Here is a 25,377-nt window from a genome sequence, read left to right on the forward strand (position 1 = left end):
ATCAATCAATCCGTATTAGTATGCGTTCATATATCCTATTACTTTTTATCACGCTCCTATTTAGTTGCAATGCGACCCCTCCCGATATAACAATAGATGGTATTTTAGAAGTCCCTGAAAACCGAGACAATCCAAATTCCCGTACTCTCAAATTAGTCTATAAGGTTTTGAAGGCGAAGGACACAACTTCTGGCAAGGCACCTATTGTGTTTTTGATGGGCGGCCCCGGCGGGGCAACCTTGGTCACCGAAGAAATGTGGATAAACCATCCGCTTCGAAATGAGAGAGATATTGTATTGATGGATCAACGGGGCACTGGCGAATCGGAAGCCAACTGTACCAAAGTGGGTGACGCCATGTTTGCCATCATGCGAGAAGACCTTGGCCAAGAAAGTGAAACGACGACTTTGAGCGCCCTGATGTCCGACTGCAAGAAATTAATGAAACAGGATGGTGTTGACCTTGCTGGATATAACAGTAGAGAAAATGCCGCTGATTTTGAAGATCTGCGCAAAGCGTTAGGGTATAAAAAATGGAATCTATTTGGAGGTTCCTATGGTACTCGGCTAGGCTTGACCATAATGAGAGATTTTCCAAACAGTGTTCGAAGTTCAGTACTTGTGGGGGTTTTCGCTCCAGAATCGAATTTATTTGAAAATTATATCCTAAATTTTGAAAAATCGCTTTTTTCAGTTCTTGAGCGTTGTAAGAATAATGAGGACTGCAATAATCGATATCCTAATTTGACACAGCGTTTATTGAATGCATTAAGGAAAATACAAACAGCACCTTTGCGTTTTGACTATGAAGGAAAACCATTTGTGCTCAATTCCCAAGATGCTATGTTATTAATCCACTTGTCTCTTTTCAATCGCTATTACATAGGTACTATACCATTACTTATTGAAGCATTGGAAAATGGAGAAACCGAACCTCTTGTCAACGTCTTAAAATTTGTCGAATATTTGAGTAATCTTGTTAATTGGCCCATGAACCATTCTGTGACCGCTTATGAAGAAATTCCTTTTTATGAGGCAGAAGCTTTGAAAAAAGCCGCAATGGAGTCTAAAATTGGTGAGTTTTTACCTGTTACCTTCGATTTAAACTACATGTCCTTGGCTAATTGGCATTCTTTGAGATCCGATAGCTTTGAAAACCAACCCGTAGTTTCTGAAATTCCTTCGCTTTTGGTGAGTGGCAGTTTAGATCCAGTTACTCCCCCTAGCTATGCCCAAGAAGCTTTGAAGCATTTAAAAAACGGTTATGGGATCATTTTTTCAGATGAAAGTCACGATTTTGTTAACCCCTGTTTTCTTCAAATTACCGAAGATTTTCTCAACGACCCTTCCCAAAAGCCTAGTTCAGCTTGTAGTGAGGTAAGAAACCCTATTGAATGGAACTTATCAAACCCGCTCCAATGAAAAGTTGGAGTGCGTATCGATTTCGGCAGTAAGTTCCTCGCGCCAAACAGAAACCTGTTTTTCGTCTACTTTAAATACCGTCTTGAACTCCTCCAAGAGAGGTTCCATCAGATTACGAACACTATCAATATCAAAATATAACCTGCCCGTTCTTCGGATAAAGAAATCCATTGGTGTCTGCACCATTTCATGGTCGATACCAAAACGTAGTTCGGCTTTGGCCATTCTAATATAGATATCCTCATCTTTCAAAGAAGCATAGGTTTCCAAAATGGTCTCTGTTTGTTTTCCATAATTGGTTATTAAGAACCACGCATCATATTCGGTAAATCCATCGGATTTTATTTTTCCATAGATTTCGGCAATATATTTTTTGACATGTTTGAACTTTTTAAAGCCATCGTTGCCACACAGCGGAATATTCTCGGTGTCGCACTCCTTAAGTTTAGATTCATGCTCCTCTTCCATTTTTTTGGCGATTCGATTGACGACTCGTTCAGCCATTTTGCGGTAGCCCGTCAATTTTCCGCCGGCGATACTAATCAAACCTGTATCCGAAGTAAAGATCTCATCTTTTCGTGAAAGTTCCGAAGCCGATTTTCCTTCTTCATGGATTAAGGGCCTTAGTCCCGCCCAAGAAGAGACAATATCCTCCATTTCCAATTCAATTTTAGGAAACATATTGTTGACTGCCGATAATAGATAAATAGCGTCGGCCAAATCGATATCCACATTGTCCTTATCCTTGTTGAAATTGGTGTCCGTCGTACCCACATAGGTCACTTTTCCACGAGGAATGGCGAACATCATCCGCCCGTCGGGGACATCAAAATAGACCGATTGTTTTACAGGGAGTTTCTCATGCGGAAAGACCAAATGCACGCCTTTTGTCAAATGCAGTTGTTTCCCCTTTTTCGAATTATTCACACTTCGCAATTCATCGACCCACGGACCAGCTGCGTTGATGACATATTTCGATTTTATCTCGAATTCCGTGCCAGAAACCACGTCTTTCACCTTGACCCCAGCAACCTTTTCATCGGCATAAAAAAAATCGGTCACCTCTGCATAATTCAAAGCCTCAGCACCATATTTTAAACTGGTTTTGATATTTTCAATGGTTAAACGTGCATCATCGGTTCGATACTCAGCATAATATCCAGCGCCCTTTAAAATTTTCTTTGGAAGCAAAGGTTCCAACTTCATAGCTTCCTTTTTCTCCAGCATTTTACGCTTATCATCACCAGTCACTTGAGCCAAAATATCATATACCTTTAGTCCGATGGAGGTCAACCATTTTCCATACGAACCATTCTCGATCAAGGGCAACAACATTTTCTCAGGAAGCACCAAATGCGGTGCCAATTTATGCACAATCGCCCGCTCGGAACCTACTTCCTTGACCAACCAAAAATCGAATTGCTTTAAATAGCGTAAGCCGCCATGAATGAGTTTGGTCGATTTACTACTCGTTCCCGAAGCAAAATCGCCTTTTTCGACCAGAGCGACTTTCAATCCGCGGGAAGCTGCATCTAGGGCGATTCCGCCTCCCGTAATCCCGCCGCCGATGACGACTAAATCGTATTTTTCTTTGGAGAGTTTTTGAACGGTTTTTGTTCTATCGAGATTTGAGAATTTAATGTTTTTCATTTAGTAATTTTCTTTTTTCTTCGTTTTTGCGAGGAGCCAACCAAATGGTCAAAATCAAGTACCAACATTTGCGGCGACGTGGCAATCTGTTGAAAATCTTACTGAGATTCGACAGATTGCTTCGTCGCTTTATAAAATAGTCTACTTCAACTTTTTAGTCAGCTCCCCGCAAAGACGTTTTCTACTGCTCCTCCCAACCTTTCGTTCTTTCCACCGCTTTTTGCCATTTCTCGTATAACCGCTTCCGCTTGACCCGATCAAAAGTGGGTTTGAATATTCGGTTCATGGGTCGGTTTTGATCAATGTCATCTTGGGTCCAAAGTCCGACTTGGATACCCGCTAAGAATGCCGCACCCATCGCGGTGGACTCAATAACCTCAGGGCGATGAACTTCCGTATCCAAAATATCGGCCTGGAATTGCATCAAATAATTGTTGGCGCAAGCTCCTCCGTCTACTCTTAGGTTTTTCAATTGAATGCCTGAATCTTCTTCCATGGCCTTCAAAATATCCTTGGTTTGATAGGCCAATGATTCCAAGGTTGCTTTTGCCAAATGTGCTTTCCCGGTATCTCGGGTGAGTCCGAAAATAGCTCCACGGGCATACATATCCCAATACGGTGCACCCAATCCCGCAAATGCGGGAACCACATATACCGAACTTTCTTCCTTGACCGATTCGGCCAATGCCTCGGTTTCTTTTGCGTCCTTGATCAATCCCAATCCGTCGCGAAGCCACTGAATAGCAGCTCCGGCAATAAAAATACTTCCTTCGAAAGCATAATTCACTTTCCCATCAAGGCCATAGGCGATGGTAGTCAACAATCCATTTTTACTGAACTGTGGTTCCGTTCCCGTATTCATCAACATAAAACAACCTGTCCCATAAGTGTTTTTGGCCGTTCCCTTTTAAAACAACCCTGTCCGAAAAGCGCGGCCTGTTGGTCTCCTGCAATTCCGGCAATTGGTATTTTAACTCCATCGATTTCATAATCGCCGAAATGATGGGCCGAAGGTTTCACTTCCGGTAACATCAACTTGGGAATTCCGAGGGCATTCAACATTTTATCGTCCCACTTCAGATTTACAATATCGTAAATCATGGTTCTAGAGGCATTGGTATAATCCGTTACATGGTTCTTTTTATTGGTCATGTTCCAGACCAACCACGAATCAATCGTGCCCATCAGCAAATCGCCTTTTTCAGCCTTGGCTTTGGCCCCATCCACATTATCCAATATCCACTTGACTTTCGTTCCTGAAAAATAAGAGTCGATAACCAATCCCGTGGTTTTTCGAACGTGTTCTGTAAGGCCAGTTTTTGTAAGATGTTCGCAGATATCGGCAGTACGTTTGTCTTGCCAAACAATGGCATTATAAACAGGTTTCCCTGTGTTTTTATCCCAGACTACGGTAGTTTCACGTTGGTTGGTAATTCCGATACCCTTGATATCCGATGCACTTACCTTTTCTTTTTTCAACAATTCGGATAGCACCCCAAGTTGGGATTCCAAAATCTCATTGGCATCATGTTCAACCCAACCTGATTTTGGAAAGATCTGTTTGAACTCATTTTGGACCATGCCTTGTATCTTGCCATTCTCATCAACAAGAAGGGCGCGGGAGCTAGTGGTACCTTGATCTAGGGAAATGATATATTTCATACTGTTTTTTTTCTAAGTCTAATCTGTGCTAGTGTTAAATTCTGTTTTCCATTGGTTACTTGGCGATTATATCAAATTGATCTTTTTTAAGCCCTATATCAACCATATGACCATATGACCATATTCCAAGCCCTCTATTTTTGGAAGAATCAGTTCAAGCATATTCGGTATTTAAAAATGATCTTCTTTAGTTTCGGAATCGGGCATATAAACCAATCCTTTATAGGTTTCATCCTTATAATAGAGGGTTACATCAAAAAAATAAAAATTCTCTGGAGGAATATAATCCGACCAATCTATGTTCTTAAAAAAATATTTTGGCTTCTTTATTTCATATGAGCAAGGTGAAATATCCAAATTGATAGTACCCATGAAATAGTTGCTCAAATCAAGACCTCGTTCTAGAAAATGCTCAAATTGTTGTTTTAAAGTTCCTTCCGGATATCTCTCATCCTTGCCTTTTCCGGATGCAACACCATGACCCGACTTAATTTCACCGCGAACTAGAGCGTATTCCATGGATTCTGTCTTGTTTCTTTTCTTACCCGAACGTTAAATATAGGGCTTAAACTCCCTAATTCAAAGCTTGAAAACTACTCTATCGTTATCGTTACGTAAACTTCATTTCCAAAGGCATCGATAGCAGTAATTTTATGATTTCCCTCCGAAGGAAGCAATCCAATTTCATGGAAATTCTGGGTCTGTTTTACAAAAGTCTCATCTAGATACCAATACACTTCTGTTTCGGGTTTCGCATGTGCCAATTTCAGTACAAGCTCATTCTGCTTACCCTCGAAATTCTTGGCCAGGGTAATTCGGCTTCCGTTTTTCGGATAGATGAATTCCATCGGAACTGTATTATTGCTTTTACAATCGTTACGAAAAGGAGGTAATGGCTTATAAATAGGATGTGATTTCTTGTAGTAATATTCCATCAAAGGTGGTAGTGCGAACCAAGGTTCCATCTTTGCTTCAGACAAGTCAATACAGGAGGAATTTACCCGAAATTGCCGTTGAGGATCTAAGTGAACGATTTGATGATAACTGCACGATTTTACATAATTCTGTTTGTTGGGGATGGAAATTGTTTGCTTCAGACAAATATCCGTAGCCAAAAATCCACTTTCAGAACAGACTTCGATTTCGACAAATTCATCCACCGGTTTTTGGAACCAATTCGACCTAGGTAGCACATCGAAAACGTCAAATAGTATCGGTGCTGCGCTGCTCACACCGGACACATTTGGTCTTCCTTCGCCATCTGCATTACCAACCCAAATACCGACCACATGGTCTGCAGTTAATCCGATGGCCCAAGCATCTTTATTTCCAAAACTTGTGCCTGTTTTCCAAGCGATCTCTTTACTACTATCATAGAATTCCAATGATTCATTTCCTTCCGGGCGGTTGACCTCTTTCATCGCTTCAAAAGTGAGGTAAATACTGCCCGCATCGAAAACTGTCTTTTCTGTGGACAATTTGCCGAAACCGACCGCCTGGTCTTTTTGTAAAACCAAATCTGTGAATTCTTGACTAAAATATTCACTTGAAGTGTCGTTGAAATGGTTAACGGTTGAGGCCAAATTTGCATAGGTCTTGCACAAATCCCAAAGGTTGCTTTCAGCACCACCAAGAATCAAAGTGAGTCCGTAATGATCGGCTGATTTGTTTAGTCCGTCCAATTGAAATACTTCCAATTGATCGCGGAATTTCTCCAATCCGTATTGTTGCAACAATCGCACCGCAGGAATGTTCAACGAACGCGCCAAGGCACTTTTCGCTGCAACGGCACCACTATAATCTTCATTAAAATTTTCGGGAGTATAGCCAGCGATCTGTGTAGGAATATCGGGCACCAACATTTCAGGAAGCAGTTCACCCGCATCCAACATTGCGGCATACAATAGCGGCTTTATGGTGCTGCCCGTACTGCGGTTTGCCTGCACCATATCAACGTCTTTTTGATGTTCTTTTGTGGTTTTGGTATTACCCACATACGATAATACCTCCCTTGTTTTTACATCCAAGACCAAGACTGCGGCATTGTGCACTTGATTTTGACGCAAGTTCTGATGGTACTTTTGCACTATGGAATTCACATTACGTTGCAAATTTTCGTCCAGCGAACTTTTGATACGTTGCCCATTCGAGCTCTTGGCTATATGTTGAACCAAATGTGGTGCGCTATTCGGTAAGGGATATGGTTTTTGCGGAAGTTCTTCCAATAACGAAAGTTCATAAGTGGTACTGTCAATGATTTCTTGGGATAGCAATTTTTGCAACAAGCGATTTCGTTTTTCGAGTAGGCGTGTTTGATTCTTTCCAGGATAAATTAGACTGGGTGCATTTGGTAAAACTGCCAAAGTTGCCGATTCGGCCCATGATAACTGATACGGTTGCAAACCAAAATAACGCCAGGAAGCAACATCCAATCCTACCACATTACCACCATAAGGTGCATGGCTAGCATAGAGTTTTAGAATGTTTTCTTTTGATTCACGGAATTCTAACCGGGTGGCTAAAACCAATTCTATCAGCTTCTCCCAGTACGAACGACTTTTGCCATTTCGTGAAAGTCGGATTACCTGTTGGGTCAGCGTACTCGCGCCGCGAACGGTTTTTCCAGCAGAAATGTTCTCGCCGACTGCCTTGACCATCGAAACGGGATTAAATCCTGGATGCTTGTAAAAATGAGCATCTTCAAATTGCAGCAAACATTGCTCGAACTTATAAGGCACACTATCTATTACCGGAAAGCGCCATTGGCCGTCATCTGCGATTTTTGCCCCCAACAAAGTACCATGGCGGCTTTCAACCACGGTTGCCGTTGGAGTATTGAAAAGCTGTTTTGGAAGGCAGAGGTAGTAGGCGATTAAGAGAACCAACAGTAGAATTAGCTTTTTGGGGTGTTGCTTTGCGAATGAAATGAGCTTCTTCATTTATTAAAGTCATACTCACGTTCCACCAGGCAAATCCTGACTTTGTACCATGAATACCAATCTTTGATACCTTTTCGTTGGGCGAAGAGGTGGTCGGTGTTGGCTTTCCAATTGGCAATGGATTCCAAGCTTTCCCAATAGCTTACTGTGATACCGATTTCTTCCCTAGCACTTTCAATACCCAAATAACCTGGTTGTTGTTTGGCCAAATGATCCATTTGCTTTGCCATTTCGCCATAGCCGTTGTCGCCCTCGGTACGGATAGAGGTAAAGATTACGGCGTAGTAGGGTTTGTTGATCTGCATGTTGTTTGTATAGTCATTCCGAGCGCAGCGCGGGAATCTGTTGAAGCTTTACAAAGTGCCTATTGCACTTTAAGTGACCTCGAACCTAACGATAAACAGATTCCTTCGCTTCGCTCTGAATGATGTTATTTAATATACTCCTTCTCTAAAAAATACCCTACAATGGCCTCCTTCATCAATACCGATTGCTCCCCTGCTTTTAACGGGGGCAATTCTTCCTTGATTGTATAATGGGGCCAACTTTCTTCATCGAAATGTGAAAACTCATAGTAACCGTAGGGTTCTAACAAGCGGCAGATGGCGATATGCATCAAATCCAGCTTATCGTCTTTTTTATATTTTCTATGGTACTGACCCAATTCCTGAACGCCTACCAAATAGATGATGGCATCGAGTTCTAAAGGATCACCATCGGCAAATTGAGCGGAGAGTTTTTCCACCAGTTCTTCCCAATATTTTTTTAGTTGTTCGTCTCTTGACATTTACTTTTTTTGGCTCCCCTCCTCAGACGAGGAGGGGAAATTTAGCAAGCTAAATGGGGTGGTTGACCCGCAAACTTACTAACGTACTATTAGGTCATGAAACTTTTACGCCAAGGCCTGCGTTTTCAACCCCTCCGCTTTTTCCACAATAAAGTGGAAAAACCACCTCCCCTCGTCAGAGGGGAGGAACTTTTTAACCCTACCATAATAAGACACAAAGGTACAATACAAAGTTCTATATTTGTTTTATGAGCTTCTTGGATATTATCTTAGGTTTATTACTTCTTTACGGACTCTACAAAGGCCTTAAAAACGGACTTTTCGTTGAAATAGCCTCTATCATAGCCCTGATTGCGGGTATATATGGAGCCATTCATTTCTCTTACTACGCAGGCGATTACCTCTCCGAAAACATGCAATGGGAAGAACGTTACATCAACATCGCAGCCTTTATCATCACCTTTGCAGCCATAGTTTTAATTGTGCATGTAGCAGGGAAATTCTTGACCAAAATTGCCGATTTCGCCATGCTGGGACTGCTCAATAAAATCGCCGGAGGCATTTTCGGAGTGGTCAAAGTAGCCGTAATTCTCGGGGCGATTCTAGTCTTTTTTGATAGGGTAAATTCTTCTGCGGGCATGGTAAAAGATGAAACGATGCAGAACTCTGTGCTTTATGAACCGGTGAAAGAGGTTGGGGCGTTTGTTTTTGATGCGGTTTTGAAGGGGGAGGTTAAAAGGGAAAGAGAATAACGTTCTTTGACCTAGCTTGCTGTAACATGTGGCCCAAAGTCGGGAGACTTTGCGCAGCTTAAGGAGGTTAAAAAGGAAACCGAGTGAGTTTCTTTCTCGCCACCAGTTACAAACTGGCGGGAGCGAGTGAGATGGAGTGACGAGTTGCTCAAGGTCTCCCGACTTTGGGCAGCCGAAAAAAAATTTAGTCGGTATAAGATTCTCCAAATTATTTATTCCTGCCTTTTAAAATAAGCCTTACTCTTTGTGAATAACGAACGGCTTCTATACCATTTAACATATACCTTAATCTCCTTATTTTCATCACTAAGACAATTGACTACATAATACTGTACTGCATATAAAACATTCGATATTGGGTTCACATCTTCATCAAATTTCTTCTTTGCAATGCTCCTTTTTGATTCTGTTGCATGATTCAAATAGCTAAGATTATGAGCATTTAAATAAGGAGTTATCTTTTTCTTTGAAAAACTTTTATCATTGAGATAAAACTTAATAAACAAGATTAAGATGACAATTGCAACTATATAAGCCATATTCAAAATAAATAAAAATTTTCGCGCTCTTTAAAGTCTCCCGACTTTGATGGCACGAACTTGTTCGGTACCCTCTCGTTGGAACGAGCATCATACCCGTGTTCTCCACTGTCGACAGACAAGTTTACAACTGGTGGATTCATTTTACTTTTGGCCAAGTAAGAACATCCCCCTTGCTCCCCCTTCAAAGGGGGAATTCCCGCTCCGCAAAGTCTCCCGACTTTGACGGCACGAACTCCTTCGCTACCGCGAGTTTGCAACGGGTGTGTTCCATACAGCTTTCTGACCAGCTAGAACACACCCCTATCCGCTAAAGCGGACTTTCCCCTCTCAAGAGGGGATTTCCATTTTAAATCTTTTTGCCAGGCGATCACTCATAACTCTGAACTCATAACTTTCCACTTCGTACCTCTAACCTCGTACCTCTAACTTCCTACTGAACAACCTCAACCCATTGCCCCTTAGTCCGCACTATATAATCATTATCGTACATCGCCTCAGCTTGAACTCCCGGTAAATAATAACGGCCCAAATATGAAGCATTCAACAATACTCGAAAAGTCTTCGTCTCATTCTTTTTCATGTCGAAATAGAAGTTGGCACGGTCATCACGGATGTCTGTGTGGGTCACTTGGTTGTCGGCGAATTCGCCGAAATCGGTAAAACGGGTGTTGACGATTTCCCAGCCGCTGGGGAAGATTTCGGTCAAGGCCATATCCTTTAGATTGTTCGAACTGGTGTTCGTCAAGGTAACCTCGGCCACAAAATCGGTGCCCTGCATAATCTTTGTAGCATCGATGCGTGAACCGTCCCTGCCCTTAAAGACCATACTCGCTTTTAGGTTTCGCTGCACGATTTTTTTCTTCGCCAACGGGCAGAATACCGTTATTGATCAAACTTACGTATAGCGTATTGCCCTCGTCGTTCTTTAAATTGATGCTATTGTTTCCCTCTTTGATTTCAAGCTTACGGGATGCCAAGGTTTTGGAAGTACCGATACTTTCCGATTTTCCATTGATGGTCATGCTGGCCTTGATCCCCTTTCCACCTACCAATTCGGCGAATTTCGCCATGGCCAATAGGCTGTATGCTGTGCTTTGGGTGCTCATCCATCGTTTTTCGCTTAAAGTCGAGGCGACGGTTTTTGCCATTTGTTGGGCTTTTGATTTGTCCTTTAACAAGACCAAAGTTTCCAAAGCCATAGCTCTATTTCTATCCGAAGATCCGTAGGTGTAATAGTTGTATTTGTATTCCTTGAAATCCAAGGTTGCATTGCCCAACAATCGGTTGGCGACATTGGCTTGTCCGATCAATCCGTAGGTTGCGGCAAGTCGGTATTTGGCCTCGTTGGAAAGGTTGTTGGTTTCCCGCAATCGGTTCATACTGGCTACATCGGCATTGCCTGAAAGTGCCAAGGCGTACAGACGATACGCCTGGGCCAAATCGGCATTATTCGCTCCCGTACGCCATTGTTTGGCAATGTTCTGCTGGTATTTGACCCAGCTCGATTTAAAGCCGATAGGCAATACATAGCCCTTTTTCTCGGCTTCGAGCATAAAATGTCCGGCATAGGTAGTGCCCCAATCATTTACATTATTTTGACCCGGCCAGTATGAGAATCCGCCATTGGGCCGTTGAAAGCCGCCCAAGAGTTTGATGGCACTTTCGACATTTGTCTGTATTTGCTTTTTGCGATTGGAATCCACGTCAAAAATATCGGTCAAAAACAATTGTGGAAAAGCGCCCGAAGTCGTCTGCTCAACACACCCGTGCGGATACCGAATCAAATACTGCATGCGTCCGTTAAAATTCATCGGTGGCAAGGTGGAGAATTCAACCTGTGCCGAATTACTCCCTGCAATGCCGAAAGTTTCCAGATTGATGGTCTGACTTCCATTGGCATCCAATACGATATCCTGTACTTCGGTCGTCATCGGATTCGGATTGACCACATCGATCTCTACTTCGTAGGATGCTTTTTCGCCATTCCCAGAAGCTTCGATTACCACCTTTCCTATTCCCTTAAAATCGGCGACATCCAAATCGAAATAGACCATTTTTTCATCGGGCTGTGAAAAAGACAAGGTTTGGGTGCTATTCCCATCGATTGAAAACGCCTTATCTTTTTTAATTGAAATGGTCACATTCTTGACCTTGTTTTCCATGGCGAAAACGGTCACCGGAAGCGTCACTTTTTCACCCGGAGTAATCTTTCGTGGCAAAGAGGCCAAGACCATCAAGGGCTTGCGGACGGGAGTGGTCTTCTCGGCCATGCCGTAGGCTTCTTTTTCATTGTTTCCAGCGACGACCATTGTCCGCACCGAACCTATATATTTTGGAATTTTGATTTTATGCGATTTCGTCTCGCCTGCCTTCAATTCAAACGGCCCCAAATGCACCACCATCGGTTCAAATCGGTTCGCTTTTTTATTTTTGGCGCCTGCCAGGGCACCATCACCCCCGATTGCAAAAACCTGGTCGATCCGGCCGCCAAAGGCACCGATGACATCATCGTACACATCCCAGGTCTTCACACCTAGGGCTTCATGGGCATAAAAGGTATCCCACGGATTCGGGGTTTTAAACCGCGTCAAATCCAACAGACCCTCATCGATTATGGCGATGGTATAGGTCATCGCTTTTTTGCTTTTTTCGCTTACTTTGACCGTAATGGTTTCCTCGGGCCTCAAAACTTCCGGCATTGTTATTTGAGGTTCAATTTTTGTCGCCGGATTTTCCACCGAAACCGGTACCACTCCGTACAACCGAATCGGATTGTCGTTCAGGGTCGTGGCATGGGGTTGCAATAAAGAAATATGTACAAATACATTTGGCGTGTACAGCTCGCTCATCGGAAGCTGAAATTTAGTCTCATCCTTGGTCGTTTCGACCCAAAGACTTTCCAAAACCTCGGTACCGTTCTCCACCGTGACCAAGGCGCGACCCCCTTCTGAACTTGGAAAAGTAACCGTAGCCGTCTCGCCAACATTGTATTTTTCCTTATCCGTAGAAAAGACCAACATTGTAGCCGCGGAAGGATCGTTCTTTCGGGACTTGCCAGCCCAACCTGGCCAATCGATATAAATGGTCTTCCCAGTTGCATGGCCTCCGTTTTCATCTTCGACACGGACCAGATACCTTCCCCAGTTCGGATATTTCAATTCAAAATTGAAACTCCCTTTTCCGGAAGAATTGGTACTTATCGTTTCCTCAAAAATCTTTTCATGGTAATTGCTGCTGCTAAAATTACTCAGGTTATCGGCAGAGGTATCCCACCACCATCTCCAGCTCACTTTGTGAACGGTCACTTTCAGGTTTAGTGCCGCTTTGGGGCTTCCTTTTTCATCCACCGAAACCACTTCGAACTTGTGAGGCGTATCAGTCAGGAGCATACCACGAGTCTTGTCTCCCTTTGGAGCATTGAGTCCGATATAGGTTGTATATGGAGAATAAGGTTTTGTAAAGACATCGGTGCTGAAATCGCCACCGTTTTCGTATACTTTTGTGATAAATGCCGCGGCCAACATGCCCGGGGCTTGACTGTTCAGTTGCGGATTGATACTGAAACCGGTTTTGCCTTCGGCATCGATTCTTCCATCGAAAACAACTTGGTCTTCCATGGAAAAACTCCGGGTCGGGTCATCAAAATTATAACCGGAGAATTTGTCGAATTTTGTCGTTGTGGGATTGAATTTCGCCGTAATATCGGCCTTTAGATTCTTGGCAATCGCACCGTGCAACCATTTGACCTCCAGGTCGCCTTGTATCGGTTTGCGGCCCGAGAGCACTTCTTGGTCGAACTCGGTCTTGATCTTCAAGCGGTTCGGTTTGATGGTCTCGATCTTAAGCGATTTTGTAAAGGATGTGCCACCCACTGAGACTTTTGCCAACCAATTTCCGGTCGGGGCATTTTCGTCAGTCTTTAAGTCGAAATGATAGAAATTGTTGAGTGCGACAGTCTTTACCTCACGATGCACAACCTTATTATACGGGTCGAACAATTCCAGTTTTACGGGATGGTTTTCCGGCAATTCATTGGCATTATCGTTCAACATAAAAGAGAGGAAAATTTGGTCTCCCGGTCGCCAAACACCACGCTCACCAAAGATAAATCCCTTGATTCCCTTTTGAAGTTCCACCCCTGAAACCTTGAACTTGCTCACCGAAAGTACATTACCATCGTTCAGTTTTACGTAAGTCTTTTGACCCTTGTTTTCAGCAATCGCGAAATAAGCGAGCTTTTCCGAATCATAAATTGCCGTACCGTCAACATCGGTAACGACATTGCCCATCGGCTGCTGTTGAAAATTATAAAAGGTAACCTTCGAACCGGCAATGGGTTGGGTATTCAAAATATCGTTTACGGCCACGAAATAGCTCTTGTTCGCCCCTTTCTTTACTGTTACACCGATATCGGAAGCCAAAACGTTAATGCCGATTTTCTTGTCGTAGTAATACGATTTATCGCAGGGATTTTCGCGTTCGTTCCAATTGTAATCGTAATAATAGTCTTCGTAGTAGGTCTCGATGCCGTCCCACGAACTGTCTTCTTGTTCCTCGTCAAAATTATCAGCTGACTCGGTTTCGGGGTCGAAATTGGTGCTATCACATTTATACGAACTGTACTCAGGTTTATAATTGAATTCGACCCTATATATGGCTCCGACTTCAGGGGAAATCAACGATTTTAGATCCAATGCATGGGCCGACCATTTTCCGTTTGCTGATGAAAGGTTGTTCTGTAATACGATTTTCTTGGTGGCTATGGGTCTTGCCACGGAACGCAGATTGTAATTCCCGTTCAAGTTATTGCCCTGAAGAAATTGAAGGATGTTGTTCTCATAAATCTTCAGAACCGAAACATCAACAGCCTTCAAATTGACCGCCTCGAAGTTGATTTTTAGATTACTGGAAGAAGGCAAAATGGTTCCGTTTGAGAGCAGACGGACTTGCGGTTTGATCTGCTCAAAGGCAACGCGTTCCTCAAACTTTTGTTTCAATTTATACCCATCAGTGCTTTCGATTCCCTCAAAAACTTCAAGATTGGCGGTTCCCTTCAGTTCTATGGACGGATAGACTTTCAACGTATTACCATCGACGGAATATTTTGGACTGGCATCGCCTTCCAGCACCACAAGGCCTTTGAAGTTCTGCCCTTTTTTTATAGGGTCGGAAAAATTGACAAGCACCAATTGCGTTTCTCCGGTTTCTACGGTGGCATCCAACACCGTAAAATTATTCTTTCCTGAGATTTTGATGGTGTTTTTTCCCTTGCTATCAATATCAAATTTGCTTCCGTCCCAAGAAATTTCGAGTTCGGAATCCTCCTCATATCTTTGGATGCTATCAATCTTGAACTGGAATTGATTCCCTTTTTTTATGGCCTCGTCAAACTTAATGGGAATAGTTTTTCCCTTCTGTTTTACCTGAAGCAATTGCTTGGCGGTTTCCAACGAAAGTCTATCTGCACTTCGCAATTGTCCTTCGATAAATTGTCGTTCCTTCGAATAAGATTGCAGCGGATTTGTATAGACATTGAACTGCTGTTTCAAGGTTTTTACGCCGAAGGTCAAGGTTTTTAGTTCTTTGGGAGCATCCTTTACAATGTCTTCCAAGACCAACGTAAATTGGTATTCGGTATCTTGTTTAAATCCATTTTCTGGAGTAAAGGCGATGGTACGGTCGTTCAGGGCGACCACTTTCCCTTTAGTGCTTGGAGAAATCCGTAAGAGGTCATCATCCAATTCGTCGCCCTGACTCCAAGAATCGACGGGTTGGTTGAGTACCACGCGAACGTCTGAATTTGCGGAAATTATTCCGTGGGAAACTTCAGAAATATATTCTTGATACTTATTAAGGTTATCAAAATTTTCAGCATTGCTTTCTTCTTTGGAAGTACATCCAATCAGTAAAAATAGTAGAAGTGAAAAACGGAGAAAAGAGTTGATCTGCATTGATTTATATTTTGTTTAAAAGTAACTGGGTTCCAAACAAAATATATCACGGTAAACCGTGAAAACATTGCCCCAAATACCACTGTCTTCAGTTAGAACGAAATCCATTTAATAATTATTACTTTGTAGGGAAGAAATCAAGTAGTGTTAAAGACGTCGGTTTTGGATTACAAATATGTTATAGAATCATGTCGTTTATCGAAAAAAACAGTTTTCTCAAAGATGATTTCGATAAATTGGCTATCATTACAATTCGGTTGGCTACCCCATGTCGACCTACCACGAGAATCCCACACCGCTTCTTTACCTACTTATACGGCGAATACCTACTTACAATTTAGAACATTGTATGAAAATGAATTTGAAGCCCGTCTGCCGAAAGGCACGATATACCTTCTTGGCGTGTTTTTTATTGGTGTTGGCATCTTGTAGCAAAGAAACCATCGATACGATTGAAATACCGAAAGCGGAAAACGATGCTGCTCTTGAGCAGGCATTGCTCGGCATTGTGAACGATCACAGAACCGCTTTGGGATATACTTCATTGGAATATAGCACCGTGGCCTACGAATATGCCAATCTTCATAATGATTACATGATTGCCAAAGGCGGCATCAGCCATGATAATTTTAGTGCAAGGGCATCGAATATCGCTTCTGAGGTCAATGCCGAATTCGTTGCCGAGAATGTTGCAAAGGACTATACTTCAGCGGCCGAAGCGTTTCAAGGTTGGCTTGAAAGTTCAAGCCATAAAAAAACGATGGAAGGCGAATTTACCCATACTGCGGTAAGCGTTAAAAAAGATGCGAACGGAACTTTTTACTACACACAATTGTTCTTTCGGTAACTTCCTCAGAAAGCGGTTTTCTTTTCTTAATTTTGGGGTTTCGCGTCTTTCTGCGAAAAGTTAACAGTAAAAAGTTAATGGTTAATCGTAGGTTACGTTTGATCGGAATGGCACTGTTAACGATTAACTTTTAACCCTTTTTGCCATGTCAATAAAACCTCCCTTCAACCTCAGCAAGTGGATCGAAGAAAATCGAGATACCTTAAAACCGCCCGTCGGCAATAAAAACCTCTACAAGGATGCCGGCGATTATATCGTGATGGTGGTCGCTGGCCCCAATGCCAGAAAAGATTATCACTATAACGAGACCGAAGAACTTTTTTATCAGTTAGAAGGAAATATTGAAATACATATTCAAGATAACAGGCAAAAAAAAACGCTAAAATTAGGCCCAGGTGATATGTATCTGCATCCGGCCAAAGTGCCCCATTCCCCGGTACGCCATGAAGGAAGTATCGGCCTTGTCATCGAACGCAAACGTGCTGATATGGAAGTTGATGACGGACTGCTCTGGTTCTGTGATAATTGCAATCACAAACTCTATGAGGCCTATTTCACACTCAACGATATTGAAAAGGATTTCTTAGCACATTTCAAACACTTTTATGGCTCTGAGGAGTTGCTTACCTGCGATAATTGTGGAACCGTAATGCCCGTTGATGAAAGGTTTATAGCTCAAAAAGATTAGTCTATGCAAATCGCTATCAATATCTTAATCGGACTCGTAGCACTTCTGCACCTCTATTTTCTTTGGTTCGAAATGTTCGCATGGACGACCAAGGGACGGAAAGTATTTCGAAAATTCCCGCCAGAACTTTTTGAACCTACCAAACCTATGGCTGCAAATCAAGGTTTATATAATGGTTTTTTAGCGGCAGGGCTTATTTGGACTTATTTTATTGCAGATCCTATTTGGAAGGACAACGTTGCATTATTTTTTTTGGGATGCGTCGCCGTCGCCGGAATCTATGGGGCCATGACTGTCGAAAAGAAAATATTCTTTATTCAGGCATTGCCTGCCCTCATTGCCATAGCACTTATTTTGATATAAGGGTTTTAAAACACAAAATTATGAGCAGTCCTTATAAACCTGATGGGTATAATTCCCTCTCCCCATATTTTGTGATCGAAGATGTGCAAAAATTTATCGACCTTCTACAACAGATTTTCGATGCCGAAGAATTAAGAAGATACCATCGCCCCGATGGTTCGATTATGCATGTCGAACTTAGAATCGATGATACCGTTATCATGATTGGGGGAGCCACAAAAGTGTATACACCCATCCAACAGATGGTACATTTATATGTTCAAGATGTGGACGCAACCTTTGAAAAAGCCCTGAGGTTAGGTTGCAAGCCGATTCAAGAACCTGAGAAAAAAGAAAGTGATGATGACAAAAGAGGCGGTTTTACAGATTTCGCGGGCAATAGTTGGTGGATTGCGACGCAATTAGCTTAGCGCAAAATCTAAGGAATCCATGAATTCGAACGTATCATTTTACATCGTCATATTGGGATTGTTTTCGCTAATATCCTTAAATGCGCAAGAAATGACTCCTGAAGAAGTAGTGCAAAAACAATTGGAAACCTATAACAATAGGGACATAGATGGGTTTATGTCCACCATCGATGAAAATGTAACGTTCCATAATTTTTCAGATGGACAGGTAACCATGACAGGATCCGTAGCCTGCAGAGCCTTCTACTCCAAACTTTTTGAATCATCGCCCAAGCTACATTCCACGATTTTGACACGAACTGTTTTTGGCAACAAAATAATCGATCATGAAAGTATCATTGGGCGTAACGGAAGTGACGAAATTCTGGAATTAGTGCTCATCTATGAGGTAAAAAACGAAAAAATCATAAAAGTTACCGTCTTGCAAAAAGAGGAATAAGAATCGTAACTTTGCAATCCCGATTGTTATCGGGATAACAATACACGCTTAAAAAGTTATAAAATGTCGAAAATTGCAACGGAATTCGGTATCGATGCCGCTCTGAAAGCCTTGGGAATTAAAGAAATCAATGACGGAACCTCAACAGGTTCCAACTACTTCGCTTCAGGGGAAATTATAGAATCATATTCTCCCGTAGATGGTGTTTTGATAGCCAAGGTAAAGACGACCTCAAAAGAAGACTACGAAAAGGTCATGGCCAAAGCCACGGAAGCCTTTCAGACATGGCGCAAAAAACCGGCGCCCCAACGTGGCGAAATCGTTCGCCAGTTCGGGGATAAACTGCGAGAATTAAAAGAGCCGCTTGGAAAATTGGTTTCCTATGAAATGGGAAAAAGCTACCAAGAAGGTCTGGGTGAAGTTCAAGAAATGATTGATATCTGCGATTTTGCGGTCGGACTTTCAAGACAGTTGCACGGTTTGACCATGCACTCCGAACGACCTGGTCACAGAATGTACGAGCAATACCATCCTCTAGGAGTCGTGGGAATCATTTCTGCCTTTAATTTTCCAGTTGCCGTCTGGGCATGGAACACCGCTTTAGCTTGGATTTGTGGCGATGTATGCGTTTGGAAGCCCTCCGAAAAAACGCCATTGTGTGGAGTAGCTTGTCAAAATATCGCTGCAGAAGTTTTTAAGGCGAACGACCTTCCAGAAGGTATTTCCTGTTTGATAAATGGCGACTATAAGGTGGGTGAAATGATGACCGGAGACAGTCGTATTCCACTGGTTTCCGCTACAGGTTCCATCCGAATGGGAAAAATTGTGGCACAGGCCGTAGCCGCACGTTTGGGCAAATCACTTTTAGAACTTGGAGGTAACAACGCCATTATCGTCACTCCGGATGCTGACATTAAAATGACCGTAATCGGCGCGGTCTTCGGCGCCGTTGGTACCGCAGGGCAGCGCTGTACCTCAACGAGACGATTGATCATCCACGATTCGATTTATGATAAAGTAAAAAATGCCGTGGTCGATGCCTATAAACAATTACGAATCGGCAATCCTTTGGATGAAAACAATCATGTCGGTCCACTAATCGATACGGATGCGGTCGGAATGTATAATAAAGCCCTTGAAAAAGTAGTTTCTGAAGGCGGAAAAATCATTGTTGAAGGTGGCGTTTTAGAAGGAAACGGCTATGAGAGCGGTTGCTATGTAAAGCCCGCCATCGCCGAAGCAAAACCTGATTTCGAAATTGTACAACACGAAACGTTCGCGCCTGTACTCTATCTTTTGAAGTATTCCGGAGATGTCGAAAATGCCATCAAAATCCAAAATGGAGTTGTTCAGGGATTATCCTCAGCAATCATGACCAACAATCTGCGCGAAGCGGAACGTTTTCTATCGGTCGCCGGAAGTGATTGTGGTATTGCCAATGTCAATATAGGAACCTCAGGGGCCGAAATCGGTGGTGCTTTTGGGGGCGAAAAAGAAACCGGTGGTGGACGTGAAAGCGGTTCCGATGCCTGGAAAATATATATGCGTAGACAGACCAATACTATTAATTACACAGACCAACTACCGCTCGCACAAGGTATACAGTTTGATTTATAAAAAATGCAATTCTCTCGCCCTTTTGGTCGCTCGTCGGTTGCAGGGGCTCAGGGCATAAAATTCGACCTTTAGAAGTACAGGAGAAAAACTAAAAAACCGCTGTCTTTTCTTCTCTTGGTCCGTTCCCCCGAAAGACCAGATTGAAAATGCAGCGGTTGTCTTAACACTAAACTAACTCAACTAACTATTTTATTTTCAAGAACCAAAGTTTCCTCATATTCCGAAAAGCACTATTTATATTTTGACCGGATCCCACTCGTCTCTTGAACTGACCAACTGCCATGGAGCAGTGCCTGAGTTCCCAGTACAATGACCATACAACAAAATGTCAATAGTTTTCTGAATCTCGTTTTCATCTTAGAAGTGGTTCTCAAATTAAATTCTATTCAATATTACAATACATAACAAATGCCTCAAAGGGATAATGTATCGGTTCCCAAAAAATATGTATACCTGATACGTTTCCATGTATAATCGGTAAATTCAAAAATCTGAAAATTCATGTCTATCCCTGTTTTTTACTAGACTGTACAGTTTTTGTCACAACTTAGAATCTACTTATAAGTCTCTAAATATTAGTAATCTGCGGTTCGTATTTTGGTTATTTAATCTTATGATTCTTAAAAATTTTAAGATTTTTTTAATACATTGCTTAGCTTAACACTAAATGAATTTTAACTATGACAAAAACAACGACTAGTCTGATTGGGATAATCCTTACCATTCTAGCGGGTATTCTTCTGTACATGAAACTCTGTAGTTCTTGCGGAGTGCCTGTTGCCGAAGAACCTGTAGAAGAAAAGGCGGTGGTTCCCGTAACACCTGATCCAACATCGTATCCCTTCGCCTTTTCTGATGGTGAATACGCATGTGACGTAAACGACAATTATAATTTTAATGTGTCGTCTTCCTCCATTTTGATGCCTTTGGCCCAAGGTGTAACCGATTGTATCGGTAGTTTAAAGACCTTTTTGGCCGATAATGCTGGTAAGGTCATTAATATTACCGGTTATTTCAAAAGCGATGAAAATAATGATTCGGCCTTTCCGAATTTAGGGTTGGCGCGAGCCAATGCCGTCAAAAACCATTTGGTCGAAAACGGAATATCATCGGCAAGTATCAACACTTTTGGAAAGTTGATGGACGAAATGATACCCAAGGGCAATATGTTCCTAGGGCCAGTTACCTATGGCTTGGCTGGAGAATCTGCCGATGCCGCCGATGAGTTAAAGGCACTTTATGACAAAATAAAGGCTGATCCCTTAGTGCTTTATTTCAATACTGCAGAGGCTTCAATCAATTTGGATGCAGAACAAAGGCAGAAAGTTGCTGACATAAGTCGATATCTTGATAAAGTCGAAGGAGCTAAAGCCCTTGTGGTAGGCCATACCGATAACACAGGTAAAGCATCGAGCAATATGAGATTGGGGCAAGAGCGAGCCGATTTTGCGAAAGACTACCTTATGAAAAATGGTATCTCAGCGGTAAAAATCGACGCAACCTCAAAAGGACAAACACAACCTATAGAAAGCAATGCCACGGATGAGGGCAAAGCCAAAAATAGAAGAACAGTAGTAACATTAAACTAAACAATTAACTATTAAAAATTAATAAATATGGATTTTTCAAATATTTGGTGCTGGTTGATTCCCCTTCTAACAGGTTTGATCTGTGGTATAATTGGTTACTATTGGGGCAAAGGCTCAAGTACTACTATCGACAATTCTGCAGACTTAAAAGTATTGCAGGATAAAAATGCAAGACTTCAGGCCGATCTTGATGCATGTAACGGCAAACTAAAAGTTGCGGCGGCCGGTGCGGCGGCAGCGACTGTGGCGGCAGTAGCTCCAGCTGTTGAAAGAGAACTTCCTTTTGATGCGGAAGCCGCAAAATTGGCTATGGGCAAGGCTATTAAGAAAGACGACCTAAAGGTTGTTGAAGGTATCGGTCCGAAAATCGAGGAAATGTTCCACGCAGGTGGTATCAAGACTTGGAAGGCATTATCCGAAACCGCAGTAGCGAGATGCCAAGAAATATTAGACGGTGGTGGTGAGCGCTATAAAGTGCACGATCCTGCATCATGGCCCATGCAAGCTAAGATGTGTTATGAAGGTAAGTGGGCAGAGTTGGCCAAGTGGCAAGATGAGCACGACCACGGCAAATTGTAAAAATATCAAATAACCAACAACTAAAAATCCGGTTCATTTCTGAACCGGATTTTTTTTTGGACTCTGTTGGTATTTATTTATTGGGATTTTTTTCCCTATACCATTCCGTTGGCCTCTACCCATTTGAAACGGTATTGATCTTGGGGAAATTTCATGCGCTCGGAGATTCGCTCCAATCTTTCAGGAAGTTTAACAAGGTAATCGCGCGCTTTTTCCGCCTCATCAGAAAGACTTCGTATCGCATCCAATTCCCAATATGTATTAAGCTTGCGAAGTATCTCAACATAATCCTGGGCGGTATAGACCCCCAAACGCTGCGCACAATTTGAAAAATTTTCGAAGGCCGTACCTATCGTACCACCTGATTCCCTTAAAAAATGTGCGGGCATCACAATTTTCTTTTTCATCATATCGGCAAAAGCCAACATCATTCCCGATGGGTCTTCCCCAAAAATGGTTTTTACAAATTCCCTATACGCCAAATGGTGTCGCATCTCGTCACCGGCGATAATCGTACACATCTTTCCTAAAAGGGCATTGCCTTTCTTCTTGGCCATTTGACCTACTCTTTTGTGAGAAATATTGGTGGCCAATTCTTGAAACGAGGTATACACAAAATTCTTATACGGGTCTCTGTCCGTGCCGATATCAAAACCGTCCGTCAACAAATGTTGGGTCGTAATCTCTACTTCACGCATATTCACCCGTCCCGATAAATAAAGGTATTTGCTCAGTACATCTCCGTGACGGTTTTCTTCCCCGGTCCATGCGCGCACCCATTTTGACCAACCATTGGTCTTACCATCATGCTGGTTGATTCCCTCAACATCCATTAGCCAAGATTCATAGGTAGGCAGTGCTTCTTCAGTAATGGTGTCGGCAACCATGGTCACCCAAAAATCATATCCTAATTCCTTGGATTCGCCGCGCAAGGTCTCAATAGCATCCAGAAAATCATCACTTTCTGAATCGGGCAAAAAATCGGAAGGTTGCCAAATATCTTCAACAGGAATCAGAAAAGAATCCATAAATCCTTCAACTTGCGGCTCGATGGCCTGCATCACTTCTAACCGAATGTTCTTTTCAGCCATAATCTGTTTTTTACAAAGTTCGTGAATAATATAAGGAAATCCATTTAAAATCGGATGCTATTTCAATTTCGGCCCCGTTCATCAGAATAGAGGGTATAAACCGGGTCACTCTGCCAAACCTCTTTTGAATCTACGTCCATAACCGAGAGTTGCCCTTTAAAAGCGGCCCCTGTATCGATATTCCATACGTTGGCGGCATTCTCCGGAACGGCCGTTCCTGTCTTTGTAATCGGCGTATGGCCAATATAAATCTCTTCGTAGTGGGTCAACCTTTGAGGATAGCGGAAATCATCATTCTTAATATCTGGATGTAATGATAATGCAAGTTCCCAAAGCGTTCGGTCCCAATAAAAACTTTGCTGAAAATGCTCATGCTCAACTCCTTTTAGATTTGTAAAGCCCGCGTGGAGAAACAATCTATTTTCGGTGTCAAGATAATAATTCGTGAGATTCTCGTAAAACATAATATGAATGTCCTTTACGGAGTCATCAGCTTCTAGATAGGAATCCATGGTCGATTGGCCTCCATGTTGAAGCCAAAGGTGGTTATCTTCATCTTCTGCCAACCATTTAAGACAGAGTTCATCATGGTTTCCCCTTAAAAATACGCAACTATGGGTTTCGTCCAATTCTATCAAAAAATCAACGGTCTCAACGGCCTCACTCCAACCATCGACATAATCCCCGAGAAAGATCAATCGATCATCTGTGGTAATCTTTGCGCGCTCGAACACTTGTCGCAAAGCTTTGAGGCCTGAATGGATGTCTCCTATTACCAAAGTTCTCATCATTTTGCAAAAGTCGCAATTACGAGGATGATAACAAGGATAAAAAGCACTAAAAAGAAAATTTTCCAGAATGAATAGGGCCGCGTTCCGCTTAACGCACCGGTCTGACCATTGATATAAAAGTGGTATTCCTTATTATTAAAGCGGTATGAACTGATATAAACTGGAAGCAGAATGTGTTTGAATGTTTCGTCGGACAGTTTTATATCGGTGTTGTGAATTCGCTGGGTATCACCCCCTATATCTCTTCGAATCCAAGTATACGCAATATCTTTGGCCTCTTGAAACGATTGGTGGTGCCCGTCTTTTAACGATACGGTATATTTTTCGGTGACGAATCCGGAGAGGTATTTTGAATTGAATGACACCAATTCTTTTACATTCCAATACGAAATATTGGCAGGTATTTCTCTTCGTTTTTTTTGGGAAGCATTGATCAGAATATCATCGATAAAACCGTTTACCGAACCGGAAGCAGGTGACCAACGTGTTTTTCTGACCTGTTGGGTCTGGGTTCCATTTTTGGTTCGTATTCGCTGTGTTTCATAATAATAATCCCCACGTTGCCCTTGGTAGGCCGCATAGAGATTGGCATCGAAAGTCCAATAGGGAACATAAAGTCCGTGTAAGCCCTCAGGATCCAGCGCAGCTTTTTTTAAATTATTGGGCGCAAACCAAATGCCGTTTACCCAATTCTTAAAAATATTTCTTGCTTTTTTGGAATCCAACTGAAAAGGCAGTACTGCTTGTGGAAGTATCCACCCTTCTTTTTCGATATCCTCCCGAATTAAAGGTTCGCTACAATACACACAATCCAACGATTTGAAATTTTCCTCTACATGTTGGTTGGCCCCGCAATTTTTACAATGTAATAATTCGATAGTCTCGGTGTAGGCATTCTCTCCCACAACCTTTAAATAGTGTTGAAGTTCCAACTCTTCGAAACTGCTTTTGGCCTGCTCAATGAATTCTTCATAACCGCAATATTCACATTTGAGCTGATGTGACCCGGGCTTGAATTTCATTTCGGCACCGCAGTTGGCGCATGATTTTTTATGTTCGGAATTTTTGGTCTCTTCCATAAATTACTCCTGTCATTCCCGTGAAGACGGGAATCTTTTCATGCGAATAGATATTCTAGATATGGGTTCTTGTGTGAAGGCGAAAGTATATTTAATGGCTTGCGCTTTCAACCCCCGCCCGTACCGTTCGGGCGGGCCTCCGTCTTCTTCACTACGCTCGAAGACACCTCCCCTCCTCTG

Annotated in this window: 20 protein-coding genes and 1 pseudogene; 10 read left to right on the forward strand and 11 right to left on the reverse strand. The window is 42.5% G+C overall.

The window, feature by feature from the left end; genetic code table 11:
- Nucleotides 1-20 precede the first annotated feature (20 nt).
- The gene (locus tag N8A86_RS07090; protein WP_273568398.1) at nt 21-1,421 is read left to right on the forward strand and encodes an alpha/beta fold hydrolase; all 1,401 of its coding nucleotides are present in this window, start codon (nt 21-23) and stop codon (nt 1,419-1,421) included.
- Here N8A86_RS07090 and N8A86_RS07095 read toward each other — a convergent pair.
- The 7 genes from N8A86_RS07095 to N8A86_RS07120 form a co-directional block, all read right to left on the reverse strand.
- Nucleotides 1,404-3,071 (reverse strand): glycerol-3-phosphate dehydrogenase/oxidase, encoded by a 1,668-nt coding sequence (locus N8A86_RS07095; RefSeq protein ID WP_273568399.1) that lies wholly within the window; start codon nt 3,069-3,071, stop codon nt 1,404-1,406. The genes N8A86_RS07090 and N8A86_RS07095 overlap by 18 nt on opposite strands.
- A gap of 181 nt (nt 3,072-3,252) precedes the next feature.
- Nucleotides 3,253-3,939, reverse strand: a complete 687-nt coding sequence (locus tag N8A86_RS21980) for an FGGY family carbohydrate kinase (RefSeq protein ID WP_337251767.1) — start codon at nt 3,937-3,939, stop codon at nt 3,253-3,255.
- Entirely contained in the window at nt 3,933-4,733 is an 801-nt protein-coding gene (locus N8A86_RS21985; protein ID WP_337251768.1) for an FGGY family carbohydrate kinase, read from the reverse strand. The genes N8A86_RS21980 and N8A86_RS21985 overlap by 7 nt, the downstream gene beginning before the upstream one ends.
- Before the next feature lie 171 nt (nt 4,734-4,904).
- Entirely contained in the window at nt 4,905-5,252 is a 348-nt protein-coding gene (locus tag N8A86_RS07105; RefSeq protein WP_273568400.1) for a hypothetical protein, read from the reverse strand.
- A 74-nt stretch (nt 5,253-5,326) separates the two neighbouring features.
- A complete protein-coding gene (pbpC, locus tag N8A86_RS07110; RefSeq protein WP_273568401.1) occupies nt 5,327-7,672 on the reverse strand; it encodes a penicillin-binding protein 1C in 2,346 nt (781 codons plus the stop codon).
- Nucleotides 7,669-7,977 (reverse strand): antibiotic biosynthesis monooxygenase family protein, encoded by a 309-nt coding sequence (locus tag N8A86_RS07115; protein ID WP_273568402.1) that lies wholly within the window; start codon nt 7,975-7,977, stop codon nt 7,669-7,671. The genes pbpC and N8A86_RS07115 overlap by 4 nt, the downstream gene beginning before the upstream one ends.
- A gap of 125 nt (nt 7,978-8,102) precedes the next feature.
- Nucleotides 8,103-8,459 carry a hypothetical protein gene (locus N8A86_RS07120; protein WP_273568403.1) on the reverse strand — a complete coding sequence of 119 codons (357 nt, stop codon included), beginning with the start codon at nt 8,457-8,459 and terminating at the stop codon, nt 8,103-8,105.
- Between the two features lie 248 nt (nt 8,460-8,707).
- On the opposite strand from N8A86_RS07120, the gene N8A86_RS07125 reads away from it, so the two are divergent.
- Nucleotides 8,708-9,211 carry a CvpA family protein gene (locus N8A86_RS07125; protein ID WP_273568404.1) on the forward strand — a complete coding sequence of 168 codons (504 nt, stop codon included), beginning with the start codon at nt 8,708-8,710 and terminating at the stop codon, nt 9,209-9,211.
- A gap of 972 nt (nt 9,212-10,183) precedes the next feature.
- Here N8A86_RS07125 and N8A86_RS07135 read toward each other — a convergent pair.
- Nucleotides 10,184-15,704: pseudogene (locus tag N8A86_RS07135) on the reverse strand (alpha-2-macroglobulin family protein).
- A gap of 355 nt (nt 15,705-16,059) precedes the next feature.
- Here N8A86_RS07135 and N8A86_RS07140 point away from each other — a divergent pair.
- The 8 genes from N8A86_RS07140 to N8A86_RS07175 all read left to right on the forward strand — a co-directional run bounded on the left by N8A86_RS07140 (nt 16,060) and on the right by N8A86_RS07175 (nt 22,236).
- Nucleotides 16,060-16,551, forward strand: coding sequence for a CAP domain-containing protein (locus N8A86_RS07140; RefSeq protein WP_273568407.1), 492 nt, complete (start codon nt 16,060-16,062; stop codon nt 16,549-16,551).
- Nucleotides 16,552-16,696: 145 nt separating this feature from the next.
- Nucleotides 16,697-17,239, forward strand: a complete 543-nt coding sequence (locus tag N8A86_RS07145; RefSeq protein WP_273568408.1) for a 3-hydroxyanthranilate 3,4-dioxygenase — start codon at nt 16,697-16,699, stop codon at nt 17,237-17,239.
- 3 nt (nt 17,240-17,242) lie between these two features.
- A complete protein-coding gene (locus tag N8A86_RS07150) occupies nt 17,243-17,602 on the forward strand; it encodes a DUF1304 domain-containing protein (RefSeq protein WP_273568409.1) in 360 nt (119 codons plus the stop codon).
- A 20-nt stretch (nt 17,603-17,622) separates the two neighbouring features.
- Nucleotides 17,623-18,012 (forward strand): VOC family protein, encoded by a 390-nt coding sequence (locus N8A86_RS07155; protein WP_273568410.1) that lies wholly within the window; start codon nt 17,623-17,625, stop codon nt 18,010-18,012.
- 19 nt (nt 18,013-18,031) lie between these two features.
- A complete protein-coding gene (locus tag N8A86_RS07160; RefSeq protein WP_273568411.1) occupies nt 18,032-18,451 on the forward strand; it encodes a nuclear transport factor 2 family protein in 420 nt (139 codons plus the stop codon).
- A 63-nt stretch (nt 18,452-18,514) separates the two neighbouring features.
- On the forward strand, nt 18,515-20,068 hold the full coding sequence (gene amaB / locus N8A86_RS07165) for an L-piperidine-6-carboxylate dehydrogenase (protein ID WP_273568412.1): 1,554 nt from the start codon (nt 18,515-18,517) through the stop codon (nt 20,066-20,068).
- Between the two features lie 680 nt (nt 20,069-20,748).
- Complete coding sequence (locus N8A86_RS07170) at nt 20,749-21,657, forward strand: OmpA family protein (protein ID WP_273568413.1); 909 nt, start codon at nt 20,749-20,751, stop codon at nt 21,655-21,657.
- 27 nt (nt 21,658-21,684) lie between these two features.
- Nucleotides 21,685-22,236 (forward strand): hypothetical protein, encoded by a 552-nt coding sequence (locus N8A86_RS07175; RefSeq protein ID WP_273568414.1) that lies wholly within the window; start codon nt 21,685-21,687, stop codon nt 22,234-22,236.
- A gap of 95 nt (nt 22,237-22,331) precedes the next feature.
- Here the strand turns inward: N8A86_RS07175 and N8A86_RS07180 are convergent, their stop codons facing one another.
- The 3 genes from N8A86_RS07180 to N8A86_RS07190 all read right to left on the reverse strand — a co-directional run bounded on the left by N8A86_RS07180 (nt 22,332) and on the right by N8A86_RS07190 (nt 25,197).
- Nucleotides 22,332-23,327 carry an acyl-ACP desaturase gene (locus N8A86_RS07180; RefSeq protein WP_273568415.1) on the reverse strand — a complete coding sequence of 332 codons (996 nt, stop codon included), beginning with the start codon at nt 23,325-23,327 and terminating at the stop codon, nt 22,332-22,334.
- A gap of 62 nt (nt 23,328-23,389) precedes the next feature.
- Nucleotides 23,390-24,115, reverse strand: a complete 726-nt coding sequence (locus tag N8A86_RS07185; RefSeq protein WP_273569043.1) for a metallophosphoesterase family protein — start codon at nt 24,113-24,115, stop codon at nt 23,390-23,392.
- On the reverse strand, nt 24,115-25,197 hold the full coding sequence (locus N8A86_RS07190) for a TFIIB-type zinc ribbon-containing protein (RefSeq protein ID WP_273568416.1): 1,083 nt from the start codon (nt 25,195-25,197) through the stop codon (nt 24,115-24,117). The genes N8A86_RS07185 and N8A86_RS07190 overlap by 1 nt, the downstream gene beginning before the upstream one ends.
- Nucleotides 25,198-25,377: the final 180 nt, after the last annotated feature.

It is taken from the genome of Maribacter halichondriae, from assembly GCF_027474825.1.
Classification (GTDB): domain Bacteria; phylum Bacteroidota; class Bacteroidia; order Flavobacteriales; family Flavobacteriaceae; genus Meishania; species Meishania halichondriae.

Excerpts from the sequence above, each read along its gene's own strand:
- N8A86_RS07090 (WP_273568398.1), top strand. The coding sequence starts at position 21 with ATGCGTTCATATATCCTATTACTTTTTATCACGCTCCTATTTAGTTGC.
- N8A86_RS07095 (WP_273568399.1), bottom strand. The coding sequence starts at position 3,071 with ATGAAAAACATTAAATTCTCAAATCTCGATAGAACAAAAACCGTTCAA.
- N8A86_RS21980 (WP_337251767.1), bottom strand. The coding sequence starts at position 3,939 with ATGTTGATGAATACGGGAACGGAACCACAGTTCAGTAAAAATGGATTG.
- N8A86_RS21985 (WP_337251768.1), bottom strand. The coding sequence starts at position 4,733 with ATGAAATATATCATTTCCCTAGATCAAGGTACCACTAGCTCCCGCGCC.
- N8A86_RS07105 (WP_273568400.1), bottom strand. The coding sequence starts at position 5,252 with ATGGAATACGCTCTAGTTCGCGGTGAAATTAAGTCGGGTCATGGTGTT.
- pbpC (WP_273568401.1), bottom strand. The coding sequence starts at position 7,672 with ATGAAGAAGCTCATTTCATTCGCAAAGCAACACCCCAAAAAGCTAATT.
- N8A86_RS07115 (WP_273568402.1), bottom strand. The coding sequence starts at position 7,977 with ATGCAGATCAACAAACCCTACTACGCCGTAATCTTTACCTCTATCCGT.
- N8A86_RS07120 (WP_273568403.1), bottom strand. The coding sequence starts at position 8,459 with ATGTCAAGAGACGAACAACTAAAAAAATATTGGGAAGAACTGGTGGAA.
- N8A86_RS07125 (WP_273568404.1), top strand. The coding sequence starts at position 8,708 with ATGAGCTTCTTGGATATTATCTTAGGTTTATTACTTCTTTACGGACTC.
- N8A86_RS07140 (WP_273568407.1), top strand. The coding sequence starts at position 16,060 with ATGAATTTGAAGCCCGTCTGCCGAAAGGCACGATATACCTTCTTGGCG.
- N8A86_RS07145 (WP_273568408.1), top strand. The coding sequence starts at position 16,697 with ATGTCAATAAAACCTCCCTTCAACCTCAGCAAGTGGATCGAAGAAAAT.
- N8A86_RS07150 (WP_273568409.1), top strand. The coding sequence starts at position 17,243 with ATGCAAATCGCTATCAATATCTTAATCGGACTCGTAGCACTTCTGCAC.
- N8A86_RS07155 (WP_273568410.1), top strand. The coding sequence starts at position 17,623 with ATGAGCAGTCCTTATAAACCTGATGGGTATAATTCCCTCTCCCCATAT.
- N8A86_RS07160 (WP_273568411.1), top strand. The coding sequence starts at position 18,032 with ATGAATTCGAACGTATCATTTTACATCGTCATATTGGGATTGTTTTCG.
- amaB (WP_273568412.1), top strand. The coding sequence starts at position 18,515 with ATGTCGAAAATTGCAACGGAATTCGGTATCGATGCCGCTCTGAAAGCC.
- N8A86_RS07170 (WP_273568413.1), top strand. The coding sequence starts at position 20,749 with ATGACAAAAACAACGACTAGTCTGATTGGGATAATCCTTACCATTCTA.
- N8A86_RS07175 (WP_273568414.1), top strand. The coding sequence starts at position 21,685 with ATGGATTTTTCAAATATTTGGTGCTGGTTGATTCCCCTTCTAACAGGT.
- N8A86_RS07180 (WP_273568415.1), bottom strand. The coding sequence starts at position 23,327 with ATGGCTGAAAAGAACATTCGGTTAGAAGTGATGCAGGCCATCGAGCCG.
- N8A86_RS07185 (WP_273569043.1), bottom strand. The coding sequence starts at position 24,115 with ATGAGAACTTTGGTAATAGGAGACATCCATTCAGGCCTCAAAGCTTTG.
- N8A86_RS07190 (WP_273568416.1), bottom strand. The coding sequence starts at position 25,197 with ATGGAAGAGACCAAAAATTCCGAACATAAAAAATCATGCGCCAACTGC.